This window comes from Aquiluna sp. KACHI24 (assembly GCF_025997915.1).
Taxonomy (GTDB): domain Bacteria; phylum Actinomycetota; class Actinomycetes; order Actinomycetales; family Microbacteriaceae; genus Aquiluna.
On sequence record NZ_AP026677.1, the window covers coordinates 293,841 to 311,011 of the forward strand.

Consider the following 17,171-nt stretch of genomic DNA (forward strand, 5'->3'; position numbering starts at 1 on the left):
CAAATAACTGACGTGATGATTGCAGGGTGATGGATGCCCTATTGCAACTTATTGCTCCGGTGAAGTGTGTTTGTTGCGGCAAGAGCTCGGTCCTGTGTTGCCCAGAGCACCTGACTGAGCCCGGGGTCGTAGCTCTGTCAGGGGTCCCGATGCACTACCTAACTCCACTGGATGATGATCGGCTGAGGACGATGGTTGCATTTAAAGACAAGGGTGTCACTGCCTTAGCAGCGCACTATGCCAAGGCAACCAGGTTCTACTTGGAAGCTAAGGGGTTAACGGATGTGGTTGTTGTGGTGCCACCGAGAAATCCCCGGAACTACCGCACGAGGGGCTTTCATCCAGCACTGTTGGTTGCCAACAAGCTTGGCCTGCGGGTCCGAAGCGCAAGAGCACTCAAAAGACTGGCCGATCAGAGAACGCTGAGCGCTCTACACCGTGCGCAAAACCTCTCAGGTGCTTACGAGCTTTCAAGCCTGGCGGGGGAGTCGGTGCTGCTCTTTGATGACGTGATGACAACCGGTGCCACGCTTAGAGAGCTCCACCGTGCTGCAACTGAAGCTGGGGGTGAGGTGGTGGCCGGCTGTGTGCTAGCTATGAGATTTCAGGAATTTGTCCCAACAGATTTGAAAAAGGCGTAGTTTGTAGACAGGGCATCGAAGCCCCCGAGGAGGCAACCGTGGATCTCAGAATTTCAGCCAGAAACCTCAATGTCTCGGAGCGATTCAAGGAATACGCTGCCGAGAAATCAGCAAAAGTTGAGCAGTACGCGCATCGGCCGCAGGAGCTCAACGTGAAAATAACTCGCCACGAGCACCACTCAACCGGAGTTGAGGACCAAGTCGAACTGACTGTTTATGAACCAGGTCATGTGGTCAGGGCAGAGGCTCGAGCAGTCGACAAGTTTGCTGCCTTTGACATCGCATTTGGCAAGTTGGTTGAGCGACTCCGTCGTTATTCGGACAAACACAAGATCCACCGTGGTGGAAATCACAAGAACCTAGGTGCGAGCGAGCTTGCAGCAGCGGACTTTGCCCAATTGGACATTAAGCCACTAGATGTCAGGGTGAGTGTCGAGGAAGAAGAGGTCCCAGCGGACCTAACTTCTCCGATTACGATCCGTGCCAAGGAGTTTCCTGCTAACCCGATGACCAAGGAGCAGGCGGTTGATCACATGGAGCTTGTAGGCCATGACTTCTACTTGTTTTTGGACAGTGAAACGGGCAAAAATGCTGTGGTCTATCGACGCAAGGGTTACAGCTACGGGGTAATCAGCCTGAGCTAATAAAAGCCCCAGCAACTACAATTGCACCCGAAACCTAAGGGAGATCATTTTGGTGTCAATCATTGACAAACTGCTGCGCGCGGGTGAGGGAAAGCTACTTCGTAGGCTCCAGTCAATTGCGCAGGAGGTCAACGCTCTCGAGCAGAACTTTGTCGGTCTAACTGATGAAGAGCTACGTGATGAGACCAGACAGTTCCGTGAGCGCTACGCAGCCGGTGAGACTCTGGATGACCTACTCCCTGAGGCCTTTGCCGCAGTTCGCGAGGCTGCCAAGCGCACGATTGGTCTTAGACACTTTGATGTTCAGCTCATGGGTGGTGCCGCCCTGCACCTAGGCAACATCGCTGAGATGAAAACCGGTGAAGGTAAGACGCTGGTCGCAACCACCGCTGCTTACCTGAACGCAATTCCTGCCAGGGGCGTTCACGTTGTAACCACGAATGACTTTCTTGCCGGTTACCAGTCTGAGTTGATGGGCCGTGTGTTCCGCGCCTTGGGTATGACCACTGGTTGCCTGGTTTCAGGTCAGGAGCCTTCGGTTCGCAGAGCGCAGTATGAGTGCGACATTACCTATGGAACCAATAATGAGTTTGGTTTTGATTACCTGCGCGACAACATGGCGCTGAATAAGTCAGACCTCGTGCAGCGCGGTCACTTCTTCGCCATCGTCGACGAGGTTGACTCCATCTTGATCGATGAGGCAAGGACCCCACTGATCATTTCTGGTCCTGCCTCTCCAGAGGTAAACCGCTGGTTCGGTGTCTTCTCGAAGCTGGTTCAGACGCTTGAGGCTGAGGTTGACTACGAGGTTGACGAGAAAAAGCGCACGATCGGTGTGCTGGAGTCCGGTATCGACAAGGTTGAAGATTACCTGGGCATCGACAATCTCTATGAGTCAGCCAACACCCCGCTGATCTCTTTCCTCAACAACGCGATTCGCGCCAAGGAGCTGTTCCGCAAGGACCGCGACTACGTTGTGGTGAACGGCGAGGTTCAGATCGTTGATGAGCACACTGGCCGCATCCTGCCAGGTCGTCGTTACAACGAGGGCATGCACCAGGCGATTGAGGCCAAGGAGGGCGTGGCCATCAAGGCCGAGAACCAGACCCTTGCCACCATCACTCTGCAGAACTATTTCAGGATGTACCAAAAGCTCTCCGGTATGACTGGTACTGCCGAGACCGAGGCCGCAGAATTCATGTCAACCTACAAGTTGGGTGTGGTTCCAATCCCGACAAACAAGCCGATGATTCGTCTTGACCAGCAGGACCTGATCTTCAAAAACGAAGAGGTCAAGTTCCGCATGGTGGTTGAGGACATCGCCACTCGCCACCAGACCGGTCAGCCGATTCTGGTTGGTACCACCTCGGTTGAAAAGAGCGAGTATCTCTCGAAGCTGCTAGCCAAGCGTGGTGTCAAGCACGAGGTTCTAAATGCAAAGAACAACGCTCGAGAGGCAGCCATTGTTGCCCAAGCGGGTAGATTCGGAGCGGTAACCGTAGCCACCAACATGGCCGGTCGCGGTACCGACATCATGCTCGGTGGTAACGCCGAGTTCTTGGCTGTTGCCGAGATGCACAAGCTTGGTCTTGACCCTGTTGAGCAGGCCGAGGACTACGAAAAAGCTTGGGACGAGATCTTCGAAAAGATCAAAGCTCAGGTCGCTACCGAGGCTGAGAAGGTGCTGGCCGTAGGTGGACTCTACGTACTGGGCACCGAGCGTCACGAGTCCCGCCGCATCGACAACCAGCTTCGCGGTCGTTCCGGTCGCCAGGGTGACCCGGGTGAATCCAGGTTCTATCTCTCACTCACCGACGACTTGATGCGATTGTTCAATTCAGGTGCGGCTGCGGCTTTGATGAACCGCTCATCGGTGCCGGATGAATCCGTGATTGAGTCAAAGGTAGTATCTCGGGCCATTGCCTCAGCGCAGTCCCAGGTCGAGGCTAGAAACGCTGAGATTCGCAAGAACATCCTCAAGTACGACGATGTGATGAACCGCCAGCGCGAGGCAATTTACTCAGACCGCCGTCATATCCTCGAGGGCGACGACATCTCTGGCACTTTCCAGCAGTTCTTGGAGCAGGTTGTCACCGAGGTGGTTCGCAATGAAGTGACCGACACTTCGGTTCACGATTGGGATCTGCCAGGCCTATGGAATACGTTGTCTCAGATTTACCCGGTTGGTCTTGAGGTTGATGAGGTTCTTGAAGAGGCTCGTTCGATCTCCAAGGTTTCAGTCTCATGGCTTATCGAGGAGCTGCTCTCCGATGCTCGACTTGCCTATCAGAAGCGAACCGAGGACGTTGGTGAGCAGGTCATGCGTGAACTCGAGCGCCGCGTGATGCTTTCGGTAATTGACCGTAAATGGCGCGATCACCTCTATGAGATGGATTACCTCAAGGAGGGAATCGGTCTGCGTGCAATGGCTCAGCGAGATCCGCTCGTGGAATACCAGCGCGAGGGTTACAACATGTTCTCGGACATGATGGCCGGCATCCGCGAAGAGGCAGTGCAGTTCCTGTTCAACGTCGAAATCAAGCAGACGGTGACCGAGGTTCAGCCACAGCCAATCCCGCAGGGTCTGACCTACACTGCGCCAAGCGAACCAGGAACTCCGGCAAAGTCCGAACCTGCCAAGCCGCAGCAAAATAAGGATGGCTCTGGAAGTAGCTTCTTCCGCGGCTAAATCAGGCTGATGTCGGTGATCCGATACCTGGTGTGAACCAGCTCGGCCCTAATCGAAACTGCCTTAGTTACCCCGCTAATACGAAGGATCACCACGCCTTGAAAGGCGTGGTGATCCGTGAGAAAGGTCTGGGTTGTCTTCAGACAGACCTCGGGCCTGGATCGCAGTCCGGTTAGAGCGCGTTGTCTGGCTTCCCGTTGTGCTCGTTGGCAGACGTCGTAGTAGGTCCTGTCAGAGAGCCACCTTGCCAGCTGCTCAGGCCTTCTCACCCCCGCTAAAACTTCAATGTAAGCAGCAGAGATCTCGGCAAAGAACGGTGCTGGGTCAACTTTCTTGGTAGCGACTTGGTCTGACATAAGGCCCCCTTTTTCATAAGTCGTGGCAGTAGTTTGGCCTTATCAAATGAAACTGAAAAGGGTCAAGCCCAGGTTGTGGAAAACTCCGAAGCCTGCGAGAAAAGGCCAAATTTGATCCTGTGGAAAACCCTCCGCACAGTTTCTCGATTCTTGCCAATCTGTTGGCATGGCGATTCGAATGGGAAGAAAAATCCCCAATTGGTTGATACTGGCTGGAGCCGGAGTTGTGGTCTGTGTTGGACTTGTGGTCAGCGTCTTGGCAAAACCCTTGCCGGAATACTTAGTTGCCGCGGCCGACATCAAACCGGGTAGCGTGCTGAGCGAGCAGGACTTTGTTTCTGTTCCCCTTGATTTAGGTGAGATTCAAAATTACATAAGGGCAGATCAGTTGCCCAGCAATCAAAGCGTTGTGCGAGTGGTTCGTAAGGGTGAGCTGCTGTCCGCCTTCGACCTGACCGGCGAACTGGATCCAAATTTCACAGCACTTCGTTTAGTCCCCGAGCTTCGACCCGCAATTTCCAAAGTCGGCTCTTTTGTTTCGGTTTGGCGAGCACTCGAGGGGGAGACTGGCTTTGAGATGCAGCGCCTGGTGGAGCGCGCGGAGGTGCTGGCTATTGAGGAGGGAGAGGGGTTATTTGCCGACAACGTTCCTGAGATCGAGATAAGACTTGGCATCGAACAGTCAGTCTTTGTGATGCAGGCCATCTCCCAGGAGAGTTCGATCTTCTTGGTGCCGGTGTCATGAGCTTGATTGATTTGGAGCGCAGGGTAGAACCCAAGCCTGAGTCACTGCAGCGAGATGCTTCCATCGTTTCGGTCTGGGGTTCCGCCGGAAGTGGGAAAACCAATCTTGCAGTGAACTTGGCGTTTGAACTTGCTTCGATGGGGCACCAGGTTTGTCTTGTGGATTGCTCCACCCGCAGACCGGCCATTGCCCCATGGTTGGGCATCACCGAACCGGGTCCCGGAATTCTCGGGCTTTTGCGCCTAGCTCGACAAGATCGACTCGACCAAGAGCAGTTTCTTCGGCTCAGCCACGAGATTTGTTTTGGCAATCACTCACTCGCTTTGATCAGCGGGATATCTCAACCTGCGCGCTGGCCAGAGTTTGATGGTGAAGCAATAAACGCACTGCTTGATTGGATCTCCAGGCAATACAGTTTCGTGGTTTTGGATTTAGATTCAGACCTAGAGCGAGGGCTCATAAAACTCGAGGCGTCCATTGAGCGAAACCAGCCCACCGCGAGCCTTCTAGAGCGATCAACCAGGGTCTTGATGGTCTCAGGGAGCGACCCAGTATCTGTGAATCACACGCTCATGGCAGTCAGGGATCTAACCTGTGATTACGAGCTGATCGCCAATCGCCTTCGAAGCTCGGTGCTGGGAAGAGACCCAGCTAGGCAGGTCCGCGACACCCTCTATGAACTGCTATCCAAGGAGTTGATCTCAGTCTTGCCGGATGATTCAGAGGCTGTGGATCAGTCCATGTTGAAATCCCAACCGCTATTGATGATTGCCAAAAACTCCAAATTGCGTGAAGCCATCAGAGCGCTGGCGATCGAACTAATCAAACACCGCGAGGGTAGACTCGAGAATCGTGAGTGAGACCGTTCAGCAACAGCAGTGGTTGCGATCGCTGATTGCCGACTGGCAACTCATTTCCGACATGGCATTTGCAGACCTAGTGCTTTGGGTTCCAGTGGGAGCAAAGCTTCAAGCCTTCGCTCACGCCAGACCATCCACTGCTCCCACGCTCTTTCATCGAGATCTCACCGACAGCTCTCCTCGCTACGACTGGATCGAACTGATTGAGGCTGCATTCTCATCGGGTGAGGCTCAGGTCTCTGGCTCGATCACACAAGTTGACGACCTATCCGCAAGAATTTCCGCTTTTCCAGTTTTAGCTCCAGGTAGCAAGAAACCGCTGGCGGTCATCTCCCGTCACACGAATCTTTCGCAGCCTCGCTATACCAACCGACTGCAAATCAATTTCAACGAGTGTGCAACGCAGCTCTTGGAAATGGTGGCCAGGGGTGAGTTTCCAATTCCCGAGGCTGGCACCGCAGCCAAGCGTGGGGCTCCTCGACCAAACGACGGCTTTATTCGACTAGACCAAGCCGGACGGATTATTTTTGCCAGCCCAAATGCGTTGTCGGTCTTCAACCGAGCAGGTCTTCAGGGTGAACTTGAGGGGCGATTGCTTGCCGAGGAGATCACTGGCACCCAGTCCAAGTTGGTTCAGATAGACGAGGGTCTCCCTTTGGTCTTGACCGGCAAGGCAGCTTGGCGCACCGACATTGAATTTCCAGATTTCACGATCGCTGCTCGCTCGATCCCGCTAACCAAGGGCTCAGAGCGCATCGGTGCGATCGTGCTATGTCGAGATGTGACCGAGCTTAGGGTCAGGGAGCGTGAACTGATCACGAAGGATGTCACGATTCGTGAGATCCACCACCGAGTCAAGAACAACCTTCAGACTGTCGCGAGCCTTTTGCGGATTCAGTCGCGGCAGACTTCGAGTGAAGAGGTCAAGGAATCGCTGTCGCAAGCGATGCGCAGAGTGAGCGCAATCGCAGTTGTGCACGATGTGCTCTCTGAAGGCATTGACCAAGAGGTTTCTTTCGATCAGATCTTTAAACGAATCCTGCTCTTGATCCCCGAGATCGCCGGTTATCACACCACAGTGAAGACCGAATTTGTGGGGAGTTTTGGAGACATGGCGGCTGCTCGCTCAACTCCATTGGCGTTGGTGCTGACCGAGGTGGTTGCCAACGCGGTCGAGCATGGTCTGAGCGATCGGTCTGGCACTATCACCGTAAGCGCGGAGCGGGAGAAGCAAAACCTTCACATCGAGATTATTGATGATGGTGCTGGGTTGCCTGAGGGCAAGGTTGGCAGCGGTTTGGGCACGCAGATCATTCGAACCCTGGTGGAGTCGGAGTTGCGCGGAAAGATTAACTGGACCTCGCCAATTCGTGGCGGGACCAAGGTGGTTATTGACCTACCGGTTTAGCCTGCTCGGCGTGCGCGTGCGTAGCGACGCTTTAGGGATCTGCGCTCGTCTTCGCTGAGTCCGCCCCAAACACCAGTGTCCTGGTTTTCCTTGATTGCGTACTCGAGGCATTGAGCCGAAACTGAACACTGTCTGCAGATTGATTTTGCCTGCTCGATTTGCTCTAGCGCTGGTCCAGTGTTGCCTACTGGGAAGAAGAGCTCAGGGTCTTCATTGAGGCATCGGGCCTGGTTTAGCCACTGCATATCCATAGTGTTCTGTTATTCCTAAGGGTCGAAACAGGAGGTATCCCGGTGGGGTAAAGTCACATCTGCAACGTCCAAAATGGTTTCACACCGAAGCCCATAAATCAAGACCCAAAATTGCGAGCATGAACATAAAACTGACCGTGGCAATAGCTATCTTGGCGATGGAATCTTTCGCGCTCATCGCGGTTACACTCTGGTCGCTCTTAGCAATCTTGCAGGGAAACACCTTCTCTTTGACGAGCTCGCTCTTCCTCTTTGGACTCTTGATCGCGGCTTCACTCTGGGCCGGCAACATAACTTTTGGACTAGCCAGGCGCAAGCGCTGGTCTCACACGGCAGCCATGGTTTTACAGCTATTGATCGCTTCGATTGCGACCGCAAGCTTTTCCGGAGAGTTTGCCTCACCGGTTATCGGCTGGGGACTTTTGATCCCTGCGGCGTTGGGTTTCTACCTGCTTTTTTCGAGACAGGTGAGAGTGGAATTCGGTAAGGACTAGCCGATTCTCTTGAGCAGCATGTTGGTGTGGCCGGTCGCCTTTACGTTGTAGAGGGCGTCGACCACCACACCATTCTCATCAATCAAGATTGTTGAACGCAGAGCTCCCTTGTAGATACGTCCGTAGAGAGACTTCTCTCCATATGCGCCGTAGGCGCGGTGCGCATCCATGTTCTCATCGCTAAGCAGGGCGAAGGTGAGTTCATGTGCATCTTCAAAGCTCTTCAGCTTCTTTACGGGATCAGGCGAGACACCCACGATTTTGTAGCCCTTCGCCTCGAATTGAGGCAAAGCATCTTGGAAATCGGCGGCTTCTTTGGTGCAGCCGGGGCTCCCTGCAGCGGGGTAGAAGTAGAGAACGGTTTTGGTTCCGAGTAGGTCCGAGAGTGACTTAGTTTCGCCATCTTGATTCAACAAGCTGAAATCTGGAGCCTTATCTCCAGGACTCAGTCGCTGCACTACGTCGGACATCAACACCTCGGCTTTGGTTTATAGAAACATTATTCATCCGAAAGCTGGCCCGAGTCTCAGTTCGCCAATAGCGTTTGCGAAAAAAGTTCGTTGCAGGGCTCAATTTCAACTGCTAGGATTTCCCCTCGTTGCGCCTCTAGCTCAATCGGCAGAGCAACTGACTCTTAATCAGTGGGTTCTGGGTTCAAGTCCCAGGGGGCGCACTTTTTCATTTAACTGATTCTTAAATTACGCGCCTTCACGCCCGCTCAAACTGATCTCAGCCGATTTTTTTTACGCACTTCACAAATTTGTCTAGACCCCCTAGACTTATGCCATGGCCAAACTAGCTGACTCCCTAACCATGGGTCCTGTGACCCTGCGGGTTGCGAATCTTGATTTGATGTCCGATTACTACATCAGTGCGGTGGGACTGAAGTTGGTCGGTGAGACTCTCAACTCCAAGGTCCTGGGCGGCGATCAGGGAACTGCTTTGATCTTGGAACATGCTCCGGAACTGCGTCACGCTGGACCCAGCGAGGCCGGTCTTTTCCACACCGCGTTTTTGTTTTCGTCTCGATCCGAGCTGGCTTCGGCTGTGGCATCAGTCGCTACCAAGCACCCAGGGTCTTTCACTGGGTCAGCCGACCACCTAGTTTCTGAAGCGTTTTACTTCGATGACCCAGAGGGCAACGGTGTCGAACTCTACTTCGATAAAGAGCGCACGCTTTGGTCGTGGCAACACGGCCAAGTTCAGATGGATACGTTGAGGCTCGACCCCAATCAGTATATTGCCGAAAACCTTGACCCTGAGGCTGAGTTGTCCGCAGCCGTCATCGGTCACGTTCATCTCAGCGTCGGAAACATTTCTCAGGCCAAGGATTTCTATATCGATCTGCTCGGGTTTGACGTGACGATGGACTGGGGTGGGACTGCCTTGTTTGTCTCGGTGGGCGGTTATCACCACCACATGGCCATGAATATTTGGCGATCTCGTGGGGCTGGTCGACGCCAGCCCACGCTCGGTCTCAGAGACGTTTCACTGGTTCTGCCAAATGACCAGGTGTTTGGTGCCGCTGTAGAGCGATTGAGTAGGTCTGATGTGAGGCAGCTCGAGACAAATTTGGTCCTGGTTGAGGACCCCTGGGGCAACCAGGTGAGCCTTAGCTACTAGTTATTTTTTAACGGTTGAGAGTGCGTAGCCGCCGGCGACGCAGAGCGCTATAGGTCCAACGAAGTCAAGGCCAGAAAACCAAGTGGTGCCACTGTTTGCAATCACAAAAACAAAGCCGAGCAACCCCACCGCGATCAAGCTCCAGCCAATACCCCTTGAGACTCTGGGGTCAACCCTGTTGAGGTCTTCGCGTGATTTTGCGGTGAGCTTTCCGCAGGCTGGGCATCTGAAATCGTGTTGTGTAATTGCTGCGCTGCAGTGAGGGCAATTCATATCCATAGCTAAACACTAGGGGCAATAAGCTGTGGGGGATTGGAGATTCCGATGACTAAAGCGCTGATGGTGATCGACGTACAGGCAAGCTTGTTCCTAGGCAAGTGGGCTGTTCCGAATAAAGCCGAGCTGCTGTCTCGAATTGGTGATCGAGTGCTTCAGGCTCGCATGGCTGAGGAGCCAGTGATCTTTGTCCAAAACGATGGACCAGAGGATGAACTAGACGCCCCTGGTCTTCCGATGTGGGATTTGGTCATCAACCCTCGGCCAGAGGAGCTGGTGGTTAGAAAGACTACCCAAAACGTTTTTGAGTCCAACCCAGATTTGGCCGATGAGCTTCGCGCTCGCGGCATCACTGAGATTGAAGCCTGCGGTGTGCAGTCAGAGCTATGCCTAATTTCAAGTATTCGCGGGGCTCACGCAAACGGCTTCAAAGTGAGTCTGAATCCAGGACTGCATGGCACCTATGACGGCGGCTATCCAGGTGCCGATTCCGGCCCGAGCGCGCAAGAGCTGCACGATGCAGTGCAGCGTGAGGTGGATGCGCTCTCCAAGTGACAAATAACCTGATTGCTCTTGAACCCAAGCGGTTCGATTCATATGTTGCGGCTATAGAAGCCGCTGGTGGCCAGTTATCCGAACTCGGTCATCAAGTTGAGGCCCTAATTTGGACCGATTATTCAAAGCCAGATTTGTTAGCACAGACGATCCGCGAGAATCCCCAATTGCGTTGGGTGCAGCTACCCTTCGCCGGAGTAGATGCTTTTGCAGACCTACTCCACCTACCAGTCACCTTCACCTCTGCCAAGCGCTCCTACTCTGAACCGGTTGCTGAACACGCGCTTATGTTGGCTATGGCCCTTGGTCGAATATTGCCCAAACGGGTGAAGGCGCTGAGTTGGGGTAAAAAACATGCTGAGTCGCTTTATGACGAGGAAGTCGTAATCGTTGGAGGTGGCGGAATTGCTCAGGAGCTAGTGCGACTTCTGGTTCCGTTTCGATCCCGGATCAAAGTAGTTCGAAAGCGTGAGAGTGAGCCCTTTGATACCTACGGCATGGCCGAGGTGGTCCCATTTGAAAGGCTCGATGAGTCCTTAGCTAGGGCAAAGTTTGTCTTTCTCGCATGCGCTCTGACCGATGAGACCAGATTCTTGTTCTCAGGCCCAAGGTTCTCAGTTATGCGAGACGACTCATATCTGGTGAACGTGGCTCGAGGAGAGGTTGTTGATCAGGAAGCCCTCTTAGACGCTTTGGATTCGGGGGATATCGCTGGTGCCGCAACGGATGTCACCTACCCAGAACCGCTACATGAGGGTCACCCGATGTGGGGTAGGGAAGATCTGATTATTACCCCGCACACCGCTGACACGAAACCGATTGTTGAGCGACTTTTTGCTCAGCGATTGAGGGTAAACGTCGGATCTTGGATTGCGGGAAACCAACTAACCGGAGTGGTTGATCCAGAGTTGGGGTATTGATGGAGCTGAGCAACTGGCTTCTCTACACGGCGGCTGCGCTTGGTCTGTCCCTTACCCCGGGGCCTAATGGTTTGTTGGCGCTGACTCATGGCGCGCTCTACGGAACCAAACGAACGGTCGCGACAATCTTGGGTGGGGGAGTTGGCTTCACGATTGTCATCGGGTTGTCCATGTTTGGTATCGGTGCCATGCTTGCAGCCAATGCCGAGCTGATCTTTTGGCTGAAGTGGCTTGGCGGCGCATACCTGGTTTTCCTTGGCATCCAAGTTTGGCGGTCGGAACCGATCGGAGTGGCAACATCGCAGGGCGGTAAGTCGAGACCTTGGTCGCTTTTTCAAGCAGGCCTTTACTCAGCTGTCTCAAACCCCAAGGGCATCTTGTTTTTTGTAGCCTTTTTGCCGCAGTTCATTGAGCCTCAGAAACCTCTGCTGTGGCAGTTCCTGATAATGGCGGCCACGTTCTTCGTTATCGAGTTCTGCTACGAATTGACGGTCGCTGCGCTGGCCGACAGGATCACGCCATGGCTGAAAAAGGTTGGCAAAAACTTCAACCGAGTCTTTGGCTCGGTGTTTATTGCTATTGGGGTTTTGCTGCCGCTGCGCGGTTAGATACCTAGCTCGTTTTTGAGCATCTCGATGTGACCCTTCGCCTTCACGTTGTAAAGCACGTGGGTTAGGGCGCCGCTCTCATCTACTACGAATGTTGATCGAATGGTGCCCATGTAGGTCTTGCCGTACATGCTCTTCTCTCCGTATGCGCCATAGGCCTGCTGCACGGCGTTGTCTGGGTCGGAGAGGAGGTCGAAGTTCAGGTTCTCCTTGTCCTTGAATTTCTTTAGCTTGCCAGGCAGGTCAGGGGAGATTCCCAAGACCGTGTAGCCAGCTGATTTCAAGGTGTTGATGTTGTCTCTTAGCTCGCAGGCCTGAGTGGTGCAGCCCGGGGTTGATGCCGCCGGGTAGAAGTACACCACTACCTTTTGACCGGCTAGTGAATCCAGGCTGACTGACTGGTCGTCTTGATTCTTCAGGGTGAACTTAGGGGCTGAATCTCCGACTTTTACGCTCATGCGTTTTCCATTTCTCTAGCTGCTTGCTTTGTTCTTTTTGAACCCAAGCCCTCGAGCTTGAGCCAAGTTGACATTGTGAGCACCACCAGGCTGAAGCCAAACAGCAGGTCCTCTAGCGGGGCGTTCACGATTCGAATTCCCATAATCGCGTTCTCGCCATAGGTGACAATTTCGGTGCCGGTTAGGTAACCGTTGGTCAAGAGTTGAAAGAAAATCACTATCGAGTAGGCGATGTAGAAGCTTGTCCTAGCGAAAAGACCTGTCTTCAAAATGCCTGACTCTATGAAGATCACGATTGCTACCGAGATAAGGGCAAGAACTGTGTAACTCATTTACTCACCAGCTCACTTCTTTTCTCTCGGTAGGCAAGCAGCATGCGGTAAGCAGAGCGGGTTCCCTCCATGGTGAGGATTGCAGCGACCGGGATCAAGACAAAGAACAGGTATTCCTCGAGCGGGATATCCAGCGGGCCATAGATGCCAAGGATTTGATCGCGGTCAAAGAACCAGTGACCCTGTGAAATTGCATAGGCATCCCAGATGATGAACCAAGGTGCGACAAGAAGAATGGTTGTCAGTAATCGGATTGGGTTTCTCAAGACTCGAATCTTGAAACCCCACTCGAGCCACCAGGATCCGAAGACCACAAACAGCAGCATCGCCATGTAAGACCACTGCCCGAACATACTGCTCCTGAGACTAGACTCAGCCCTGTGCTGCAATCAGAACTGAAGCTGCTGGTTCAACTTCGAACCATCTCTAGATACAGCATTTTGTTCGGCACTTTTATTTCAATTCCGTTGAGTTTTTTCTTCCCTGAACAGATTATTTGGCAGGTCGTTCTCGCTCTCTTTGCCCTGGCTGTCGGAACCCCGCATGGGGCTGTCGACCACCTGGTTACCGTGCCAAAGTTCAAGCTCTTGAAGATGACCTTGTTTATCGCTGGCTATCTCGCGGTAACCGGTCTGGCGATCTGGTTCTTGATTGCAAACAACCTGCTTGGTTTTCAACTCATCGTCTTGATCAGTGCAATTCACTTCGGTATTGGTGATGCCTCCTTCATCAAAGAGATTGAAAGCCGCAAAGGAATCCAGAATCTACCTCGCCTGAGTTATGCCCTCGCCGCGGGCTTCACACCGGTGTTTATCCCGCTTCTAACCGAAGGTGCGGCCGAGGCTCTGCAGGCAGTAAACCCAAGTCTTGTTGGTTGGGCCGCAGGATTTGAGACAGAGCTTTTGTGGGCGGTAATCGCCCTGAATCTTTTTGCGGTTGGCCTCATGGCGCTAAAACGTCGCTTCGATGAGGTCATTGACTTGCTGCTACTTCTTGGAATCAGTCTTGTTGCACCGCCACTTGTTGCCTTCGCTTTTTACTTCGGTTTGTGGCACGCCCTTCGGCATACCGGCCGATTGACCCTAGAGCTACGAAGCGCCCAGCGCTTGCATGAATCAGGCCGCCGCTGGGCCAGTTTTTTCAAAGCATTCATCGCTGGTGTGCCAGCTTTGGTTTTGGTTTTGGGTTTCACGATCGGCTGGGCACTCTTGTCTGACTTTAGTTTGCCGGAAGAGCTGCTGTGGCTTTTGCTGGTCGTGATTTGGGCTTTGACGGTGCCCCATATGGCCCTTACGGCAAGATTGGATGCCAAGGCGATGGGAGTGAAGCTTTGATCTCTGCAACCACTGGATTTTTGACGGGGCTCTCGCTGATTATCGCAATCGGTGCTCAGAATGCGTTCGTGCTGAGGCAAGGGCTTCGTAAAGAGCACATCTTTCCAATCGTGCTCTTTGCATCGATCTCTGATGCGCTTCTAATCATCGTTGGCATTGCTGGCCTGGGTGCTGTGATTCAGGGTTACCCGCTGGCCCTTGAGGTGATTCGCTACGTCGGAGCTGCCTACCTGGCATGGTTCGGCGTATCGGCACTCAGAAGGGCTTTGAAGCCTGGATCATTGGAGGCTGGTTCAGGATCCGGCATCACTTTGGGTAAGGCAATCGCAACCGTGGCTGCGCTGACCTACCTAAATCCACACGTTTACCTCGACACCGTGATTTTGGTTGGCGGCATTGGTAATCAGTTTGGCGATGAGCGTTGGCTGTTCGCATTTGGCGCCGCCACCGCATCCTTTGTTTGGTTCTTTTCGCTTGGCTACTTCGCCAAACTGCTTTCTAGATTTGTTTCCTCTCCGAAATTCTGGAGGGTGCTCGATGGCTTCATCGCTTTGGTGATGTTCTCAATTGCAGTGCTTTTGTTGACCTATGAGTTTTAGGGATTGAATAGAAAATGACATTTGAAGAGAGCTCGCTCGGAAACTTTGCTAACCGCTCAAGTTCTAAATGGCGTCGCTACCCGGCCGATGTTCTTCCGATGCACGTCGCGGAAATGGACTTTGAGGTAGCTGTCGAGATTCGCGAGAAACTCCACGATCTGGTGTCTCGCTCTGACCTTGGCTACCTTGGACCAATCCCCGAGCTTGCCACTGCCTTTGAGAAGTATGCGCTCGCAAAGTGGGGTTGGCAGATTCACAAGCCGAACCTGAAACTCGCCACCGATGTTGGCGTTGCAGCGGTAGAGATTTTGCGTGTGGTCACAAAACCAGGCGAGCGGGTATTGATCAACTCCCCGGTCTATTCGAGCTTTTATCACTGGATACACGAGGTTGGTGCTGTCGAGCACGATGCTCCACTTCGACTTGAGGGAGACTCTTGGCGGCTAGATCTTGAAGCGATCGAGGAAGCCTTCAAATCAGGCGTGAAGGTCTACATGATCTGCTCACCGCAAAACCCAGTCGGCACTATCCACTCGGCCGAAGAGCTCCAAGCCATTTCCGACCTGGCAAACCAATACGGGGTTTTAGTGATCTCGGATGAGATTCACGCCCCACTTAGCTTTGAAAGCTTCACTCCCTACCTGACTATTGAAGGAGCAGATAGAAACGGCGTAGTCATCACATCGAGCTCTAAGGCTTGGAATACTGCTGGCCTAAAAGCAGGCTTTCTGATCTATCAATCCGATGAGGTAGCCAAGCGAATTCAAGGTATTCCGGAGGCTATGCACTGGCGCAGCTCACTACTGGGTGCTTTTGCCATGACAGTCGCCTATGACGCTTGCGACTACTGGATTGATCAGACGAATGTTCGATTGCAGGAAAACCTGGCCCATTTAAGGGCTGAGGTTGAAAGGCAGCTCCCCAAGGCCAAGATGTTTGACCACAAGGCAACCTACTTGGCTTGGATTGATCTAACTGAATACCAGCTGGCGAAACCCCAGGCCGAGATTCTTCGCCGCGGGGTGGCCTTGGTCCCTGGAGAAGATCATGCTCCCAAAGACGAATATTCAACCTTCGTGCGATTTAACTTTGCGTGCTCAAAGGAACGAATTACCGAAGCGGTTCGTCGGATGCGCTCAGCGCTTGAGGGCAGTAACTAGATCTTCGATAAGGTCTGCTGGGTTTTCAAGCCCAACTGAGAGTCGCAACGTGCCATCGCCGATACCCATGCGCATTCTGGTTTCAGGATCGAGTCTGCGGTGGGTCGAAGATGCAGGGTGAGTGATAAGGGACCTCGAGTCTCCGAGGTTATTCGAGATGTCGATGACCTCCAGTCGGTTCATCAACTCAAAGGCGCGGTCCTTGCTCTCAAGATCAAGAGCTAGGGTCGTCCCACCCTTGAGCATTTGTCTCTTTGCTAACTGCTGCTGAGGGTGAGAGTCCAAGAATGGGTGGTGCACCTTGGCAATTCCTTTTGCACCGGAGAGCGCCTTCGCAATCTCAAAAGCGGAATCAGCCATCTTGTGAACTCGCATCTCCATGGTCTCAAGCGACTTCAGTAGCACCCAGGCGTTGAAAGGCGAAAGAGATGGTCCGGTGTGACGGGTGAATGGCTTTAGGTGTTGGTCGATGTATTCCTTGGAGCCCAGTAGCGCTCCACCCAATACCCGGCCCTGACCATCGATGTGTTTGGTTGCCGAATACATCACGACATCGGCACCAAACTCCAATGGCTTTTGAAGCACCGGTGATGCCATGACGTTGTCAACGATCAAGAGTGCCCCCGCTGAGTGAGAGAGCTTTGCGACCATAGCGATGTCGACAATCTCCATCAGTGGGTTTGAAGGAGTCTCGATAAAGACCGCCTTCGCCTTTTTACTGAGTGCCCTCTCCCAAGCGTCCTGGGTGTTTTCGATAACTACCTCAACCTCGACGCCCCAGCGCGGCAAGATCTCGGTTAGGACTACATAGCAGGAGGAGAACATAGCGCCGGATGCCACTACTCGATCGCCGGCGGAAACCAAGCAGGCCACAGAGGCAAACATCGCACTCATCCCACTACCGGTTGCGTGTGCGGCTTCCGCACCTTCAATTAGAGCTAGACGCTCCTCAAACATTTGGACAGTTGGGTTTGAAAACCTGGAGTAGAGGTGGTGCTCTTCGGTTTCAGCGAAGCTGGCCTCTGCCTGTTCTGCGCTGTCGTAGGTGAATCCTGAGTTGAGAAATAGCGCCTCGGAGGTCTCTTGAAAACCCGTTCTGGTCAGGCCGCCGCGGACCGCGATGGTGTCCGGGTGCAGCTCACGTGAGGTAGGTGTTGAGCTGTTTGGGTTATAGCCCCAGGGTCGATTGCGCTTTGTCATTGCCCAAAAACATACCCG

Annotated in this window: 21 protein-coding genes and 1 tRNA gene; 15 read left to right on the forward strand and 7 right to left on the reverse strand. The window is 53.3% G+C overall.

From position 1 onward, the window contains the following. Window positions 1–149: 149 nt before the first annotated feature. Genes OO713_RS01490 through secA form a run of 3 tightly spaced genes read left to right on the forward strand, consistent with a single transcriptional unit; the run spans window position 150 to window position 3,974 of the window. Window positions 150–641 carry a phosphoribosyltransferase family protein gene (locus OO713_RS01490; protein ID WP_264785885.1) on the forward strand — a complete coding sequence of 164 codons (492 nt, stop codon included), beginning with the start codon at window positions 150–152 and terminating at the stop codon, window positions 639–641. A gap of 38 nt (window positions 642–679) precedes the next feature. Then, on the forward strand, window positions 680–1,285 hold the full coding sequence (gene raiA, locus OO713_RS01495; RefSeq protein ID WP_264785886.1) for a ribosome-associated translation inhibitor RaiA: 606 nt from the start codon (window positions 680–682) through the stop codon (window positions 1,283–1,285). 49 nt (window positions 1,286–1,334) lie between these two features. Beyond that, window positions 1,335–3,974, forward strand: coding sequence for a preprotein translocase subunit SecA (gene secA, locus OO713_RS01500; protein ID WP_346659310.1), 2,640 nt, complete (start codon window positions 1,335–1,337; stop codon window positions 3,972–3,974). On the opposite strand, the gene OO713_RS01505 is transcribed toward secA, so the two are convergent. After that, on the reverse strand, window positions 3,971–4,330 hold the full coding sequence (locus OO713_RS01505; protein ID WP_264785887.1) for an Rv3235 family protein: 360 nt from the start codon (window positions 4,328–4,330) through the stop codon (window positions 3,971–3,973). The genes secA and OO713_RS01505 overlap by 4 nt on opposite strands. Before the next feature lie 166 nt (window positions 4,331–4,496). On the opposite strand from OO713_RS01505, the gene OO713_RS01510 reads away from it, so the two are divergent. Genes OO713_RS01510 through OO713_RS01520 form a run of 3 tightly spaced genes read left to right on the forward strand, consistent with a single transcriptional unit; the run spans window position 4,497 to window position 7,343 of the window. Continuing rightward, on the forward strand, window positions 4,497–5,075 hold the full coding sequence (locus OO713_RS01510; RefSeq protein WP_264785888.1) for an SAF domain-containing protein: 579 nt from the start codon (window positions 4,497–4,499) through the stop codon (window positions 5,073–5,075). Further along, window positions 5,072–5,935 (forward strand): cellulose synthase operon protein YhjQ/BcsQ, encoded by an 864-nt coding sequence (locus OO713_RS01515; protein WP_264785889.1) that lies wholly within the window; start codon window positions 5,072–5,074, stop codon window positions 5,933–5,935. Before OO713_RS01510 ends, OO713_RS01515 begins: the two co-directional genes overlap by 4 nt. Continuing rightward, window positions 5,928–7,343, forward strand: coding sequence for a PAS domain-containing sensor histidine kinase (locus tag OO713_RS01520; protein WP_264785890.1), 1,416 nt, complete (start codon window positions 5,928–5,930; stop codon window positions 7,341–7,343). Before OO713_RS01515 ends, OO713_RS01520 begins: the two co-directional genes overlap by 8 nt. Here OO713_RS01520 and OO713_RS01525 read toward each other — a convergent pair. After that, window positions 7,340–7,588 (reverse strand): WhiB family transcriptional regulator, encoded by a 249-nt coding sequence (locus OO713_RS01525; protein WP_264785891.1) that lies wholly within the window; start codon window positions 7,586–7,588, stop codon window positions 7,340–7,342. The genes OO713_RS01520 and OO713_RS01525 overlap by 4 nt on opposite strands. A 125-nt stretch (window positions 7,589–7,713) precedes the next feature. Between OO713_RS01525 and OO713_RS01530 the strand changes: the two genes are divergently transcribed. After that, window positions 7,714–8,088, forward strand: a complete 375-nt coding sequence (locus OO713_RS01530) for a hypothetical protein (protein WP_264785892.1) — start codon at window positions 7,714–7,716, stop codon at window positions 8,086–8,088. Here OO713_RS01530 and OO713_RS01535 read toward each other — a convergent pair. Then, a complete protein-coding gene (locus tag OO713_RS01535; protein ID WP_264785893.1) occupies window positions 8,085–8,558 on the reverse strand; it encodes a peroxiredoxin in 474 nt (157 codons plus the stop codon). The two genes, OO713_RS01530 and OO713_RS01535, sit on opposite strands and share 4 nt — an antisense overlap. 130 nt (window positions 8,559–8,688) lie before the next feature. On the opposite strand from OO713_RS01535, the gene OO713_RS01540 reads away from it, so the two are divergent. The 5 genes from OO713_RS01540 (at window position 8,689) to OO713_RS01560 (ending at window position 12,070) form a co-directional block, all read left to right on the forward strand. Further along, window positions 8,689–8,761: transfer RNA gene (locus OO713_RS01540), tRNA-Lys, on the forward strand. A gap of 113 nt (window positions 8,762–8,874) precedes the next feature. Then, entirely contained in the window at window positions 8,875–9,711 is an 837-nt protein-coding gene (locus tag OO713_RS01545) for a VOC family protein (RefSeq protein ID WP_264785894.1), read from the forward strand. A 324-nt stretch (window positions 9,712–10,035) separates the two neighbouring features. Continuing rightward, complete coding sequence (locus OO713_RS01550) at window positions 10,036–10,542, forward strand: isochorismatase family protein (RefSeq protein ID WP_264785895.1); 507 nt, start codon at window positions 10,036–10,038, stop codon at window positions 10,540–10,542. Continuing rightward, window positions 10,539–11,462, forward strand: coding sequence for a D-isomer specific 2-hydroxyacid dehydrogenase family protein (locus OO713_RS01555; protein ID WP_264785896.1), 924 nt, complete (start codon window positions 10,539–10,541; stop codon window positions 11,460–11,462). The genes OO713_RS01550 and OO713_RS01555 overlap by 4 nt, the downstream gene beginning before the upstream one ends. Further along, window positions 11,462–12,070 (forward strand): LysE family transporter, encoded by a 609-nt coding sequence (locus tag OO713_RS01560; protein WP_264785897.1) that lies wholly within the window; start codon window positions 11,462–11,464, stop codon window positions 12,068–12,070. The genes OO713_RS01555 and OO713_RS01560 overlap by 1 nt, the downstream gene beginning before the upstream one ends. Here OO713_RS01560 and bcp read toward each other — a convergent pair. Genes bcp through OO713_RS01575 form a run of 3 tightly spaced genes read right to left on the reverse strand, consistent with a single transcriptional unit; the run spans window position 12,067 to window position 13,213 of the window. After that, on the reverse strand, window positions 12,067–12,528 hold the full coding sequence (gene bcp / locus OO713_RS01565) for a thioredoxin-dependent thiol peroxidase (RefSeq protein ID WP_264785898.1): 462 nt from the start codon (window positions 12,526–12,528) through the stop codon (window positions 12,067–12,069). The two genes, OO713_RS01560 and bcp, sit on opposite strands and share 4 nt — an antisense overlap. Continuing rightward, window positions 12,525–12,860: a lycopene cyclase domain-containing protein gene (locus OO713_RS01570; RefSeq protein WP_264785899.1), complete on the reverse strand. Its 336-nt coding sequence runs from the start codon at window positions 12,858–12,860 to the stop codon at window positions 12,525–12,527. Before OO713_RS01570 ends, bcp begins: the two co-directional genes overlap by 4 nt. Beyond that, complete coding sequence (locus OO713_RS01575) at window positions 12,857–13,213, reverse strand: lycopene cyclase domain-containing protein (protein WP_264785900.1); 357 nt, start codon at window positions 13,211–13,213, stop codon at window positions 12,857–12,859. The genes OO713_RS01570 and OO713_RS01575 overlap by 4 nt, the downstream gene beginning before the upstream one ends. A 27-nt stretch (window positions 13,214–13,240) precedes the next feature. Here OO713_RS01575 and OO713_RS01580 point away from each other — a divergent pair, with 27 nt between their 5' ends. The 3 genes from OO713_RS01580 to OO713_RS01590 are packed head-to-tail and all read left to right on the forward strand — an operon-like array spanning window position 13,241 to window position 15,953. After that, entirely contained in the window at window positions 13,241–14,194 is a 954-nt protein-coding gene (locus OO713_RS01580) for a Brp/Blh family beta-carotene 15,15'-dioxygenase (protein WP_264785902.1), read from the forward strand. Further along, complete coding sequence (locus OO713_RS01585; protein WP_264785903.1) at window positions 14,191–14,793, forward strand: LysE/ArgO family amino acid transporter; 603 nt, start codon at window positions 14,191–14,193, stop codon at window positions 14,791–14,793. The genes OO713_RS01580 and OO713_RS01585 overlap by 4 nt, the downstream gene beginning before the upstream one ends. Before the next feature lie 14 nt (window positions 14,794–14,807). Further along, window positions 14,808–15,953, forward strand: a complete 1,146-nt coding sequence (locus OO713_RS01590; protein WP_264785904.1) for an aminotransferase class I/II-fold pyridoxal phosphate-dependent enzyme — start codon at window positions 14,808–14,810, stop codon at window positions 15,951–15,953. Here OO713_RS01590 and metZ read toward each other — a convergent pair. Continuing rightward, entirely contained in the window at window positions 15,930–17,153 is a 1,224-nt protein-coding gene (metZ, locus tag OO713_RS01595; protein WP_264785905.1) for an O-succinylhomoserine sulfhydrylase, read from the reverse strand. The two genes, OO713_RS01590 and metZ, sit on opposite strands and share 24 nt — an antisense overlap. Window positions 17,154–17,171: the final 18 nt, after the last annotated feature.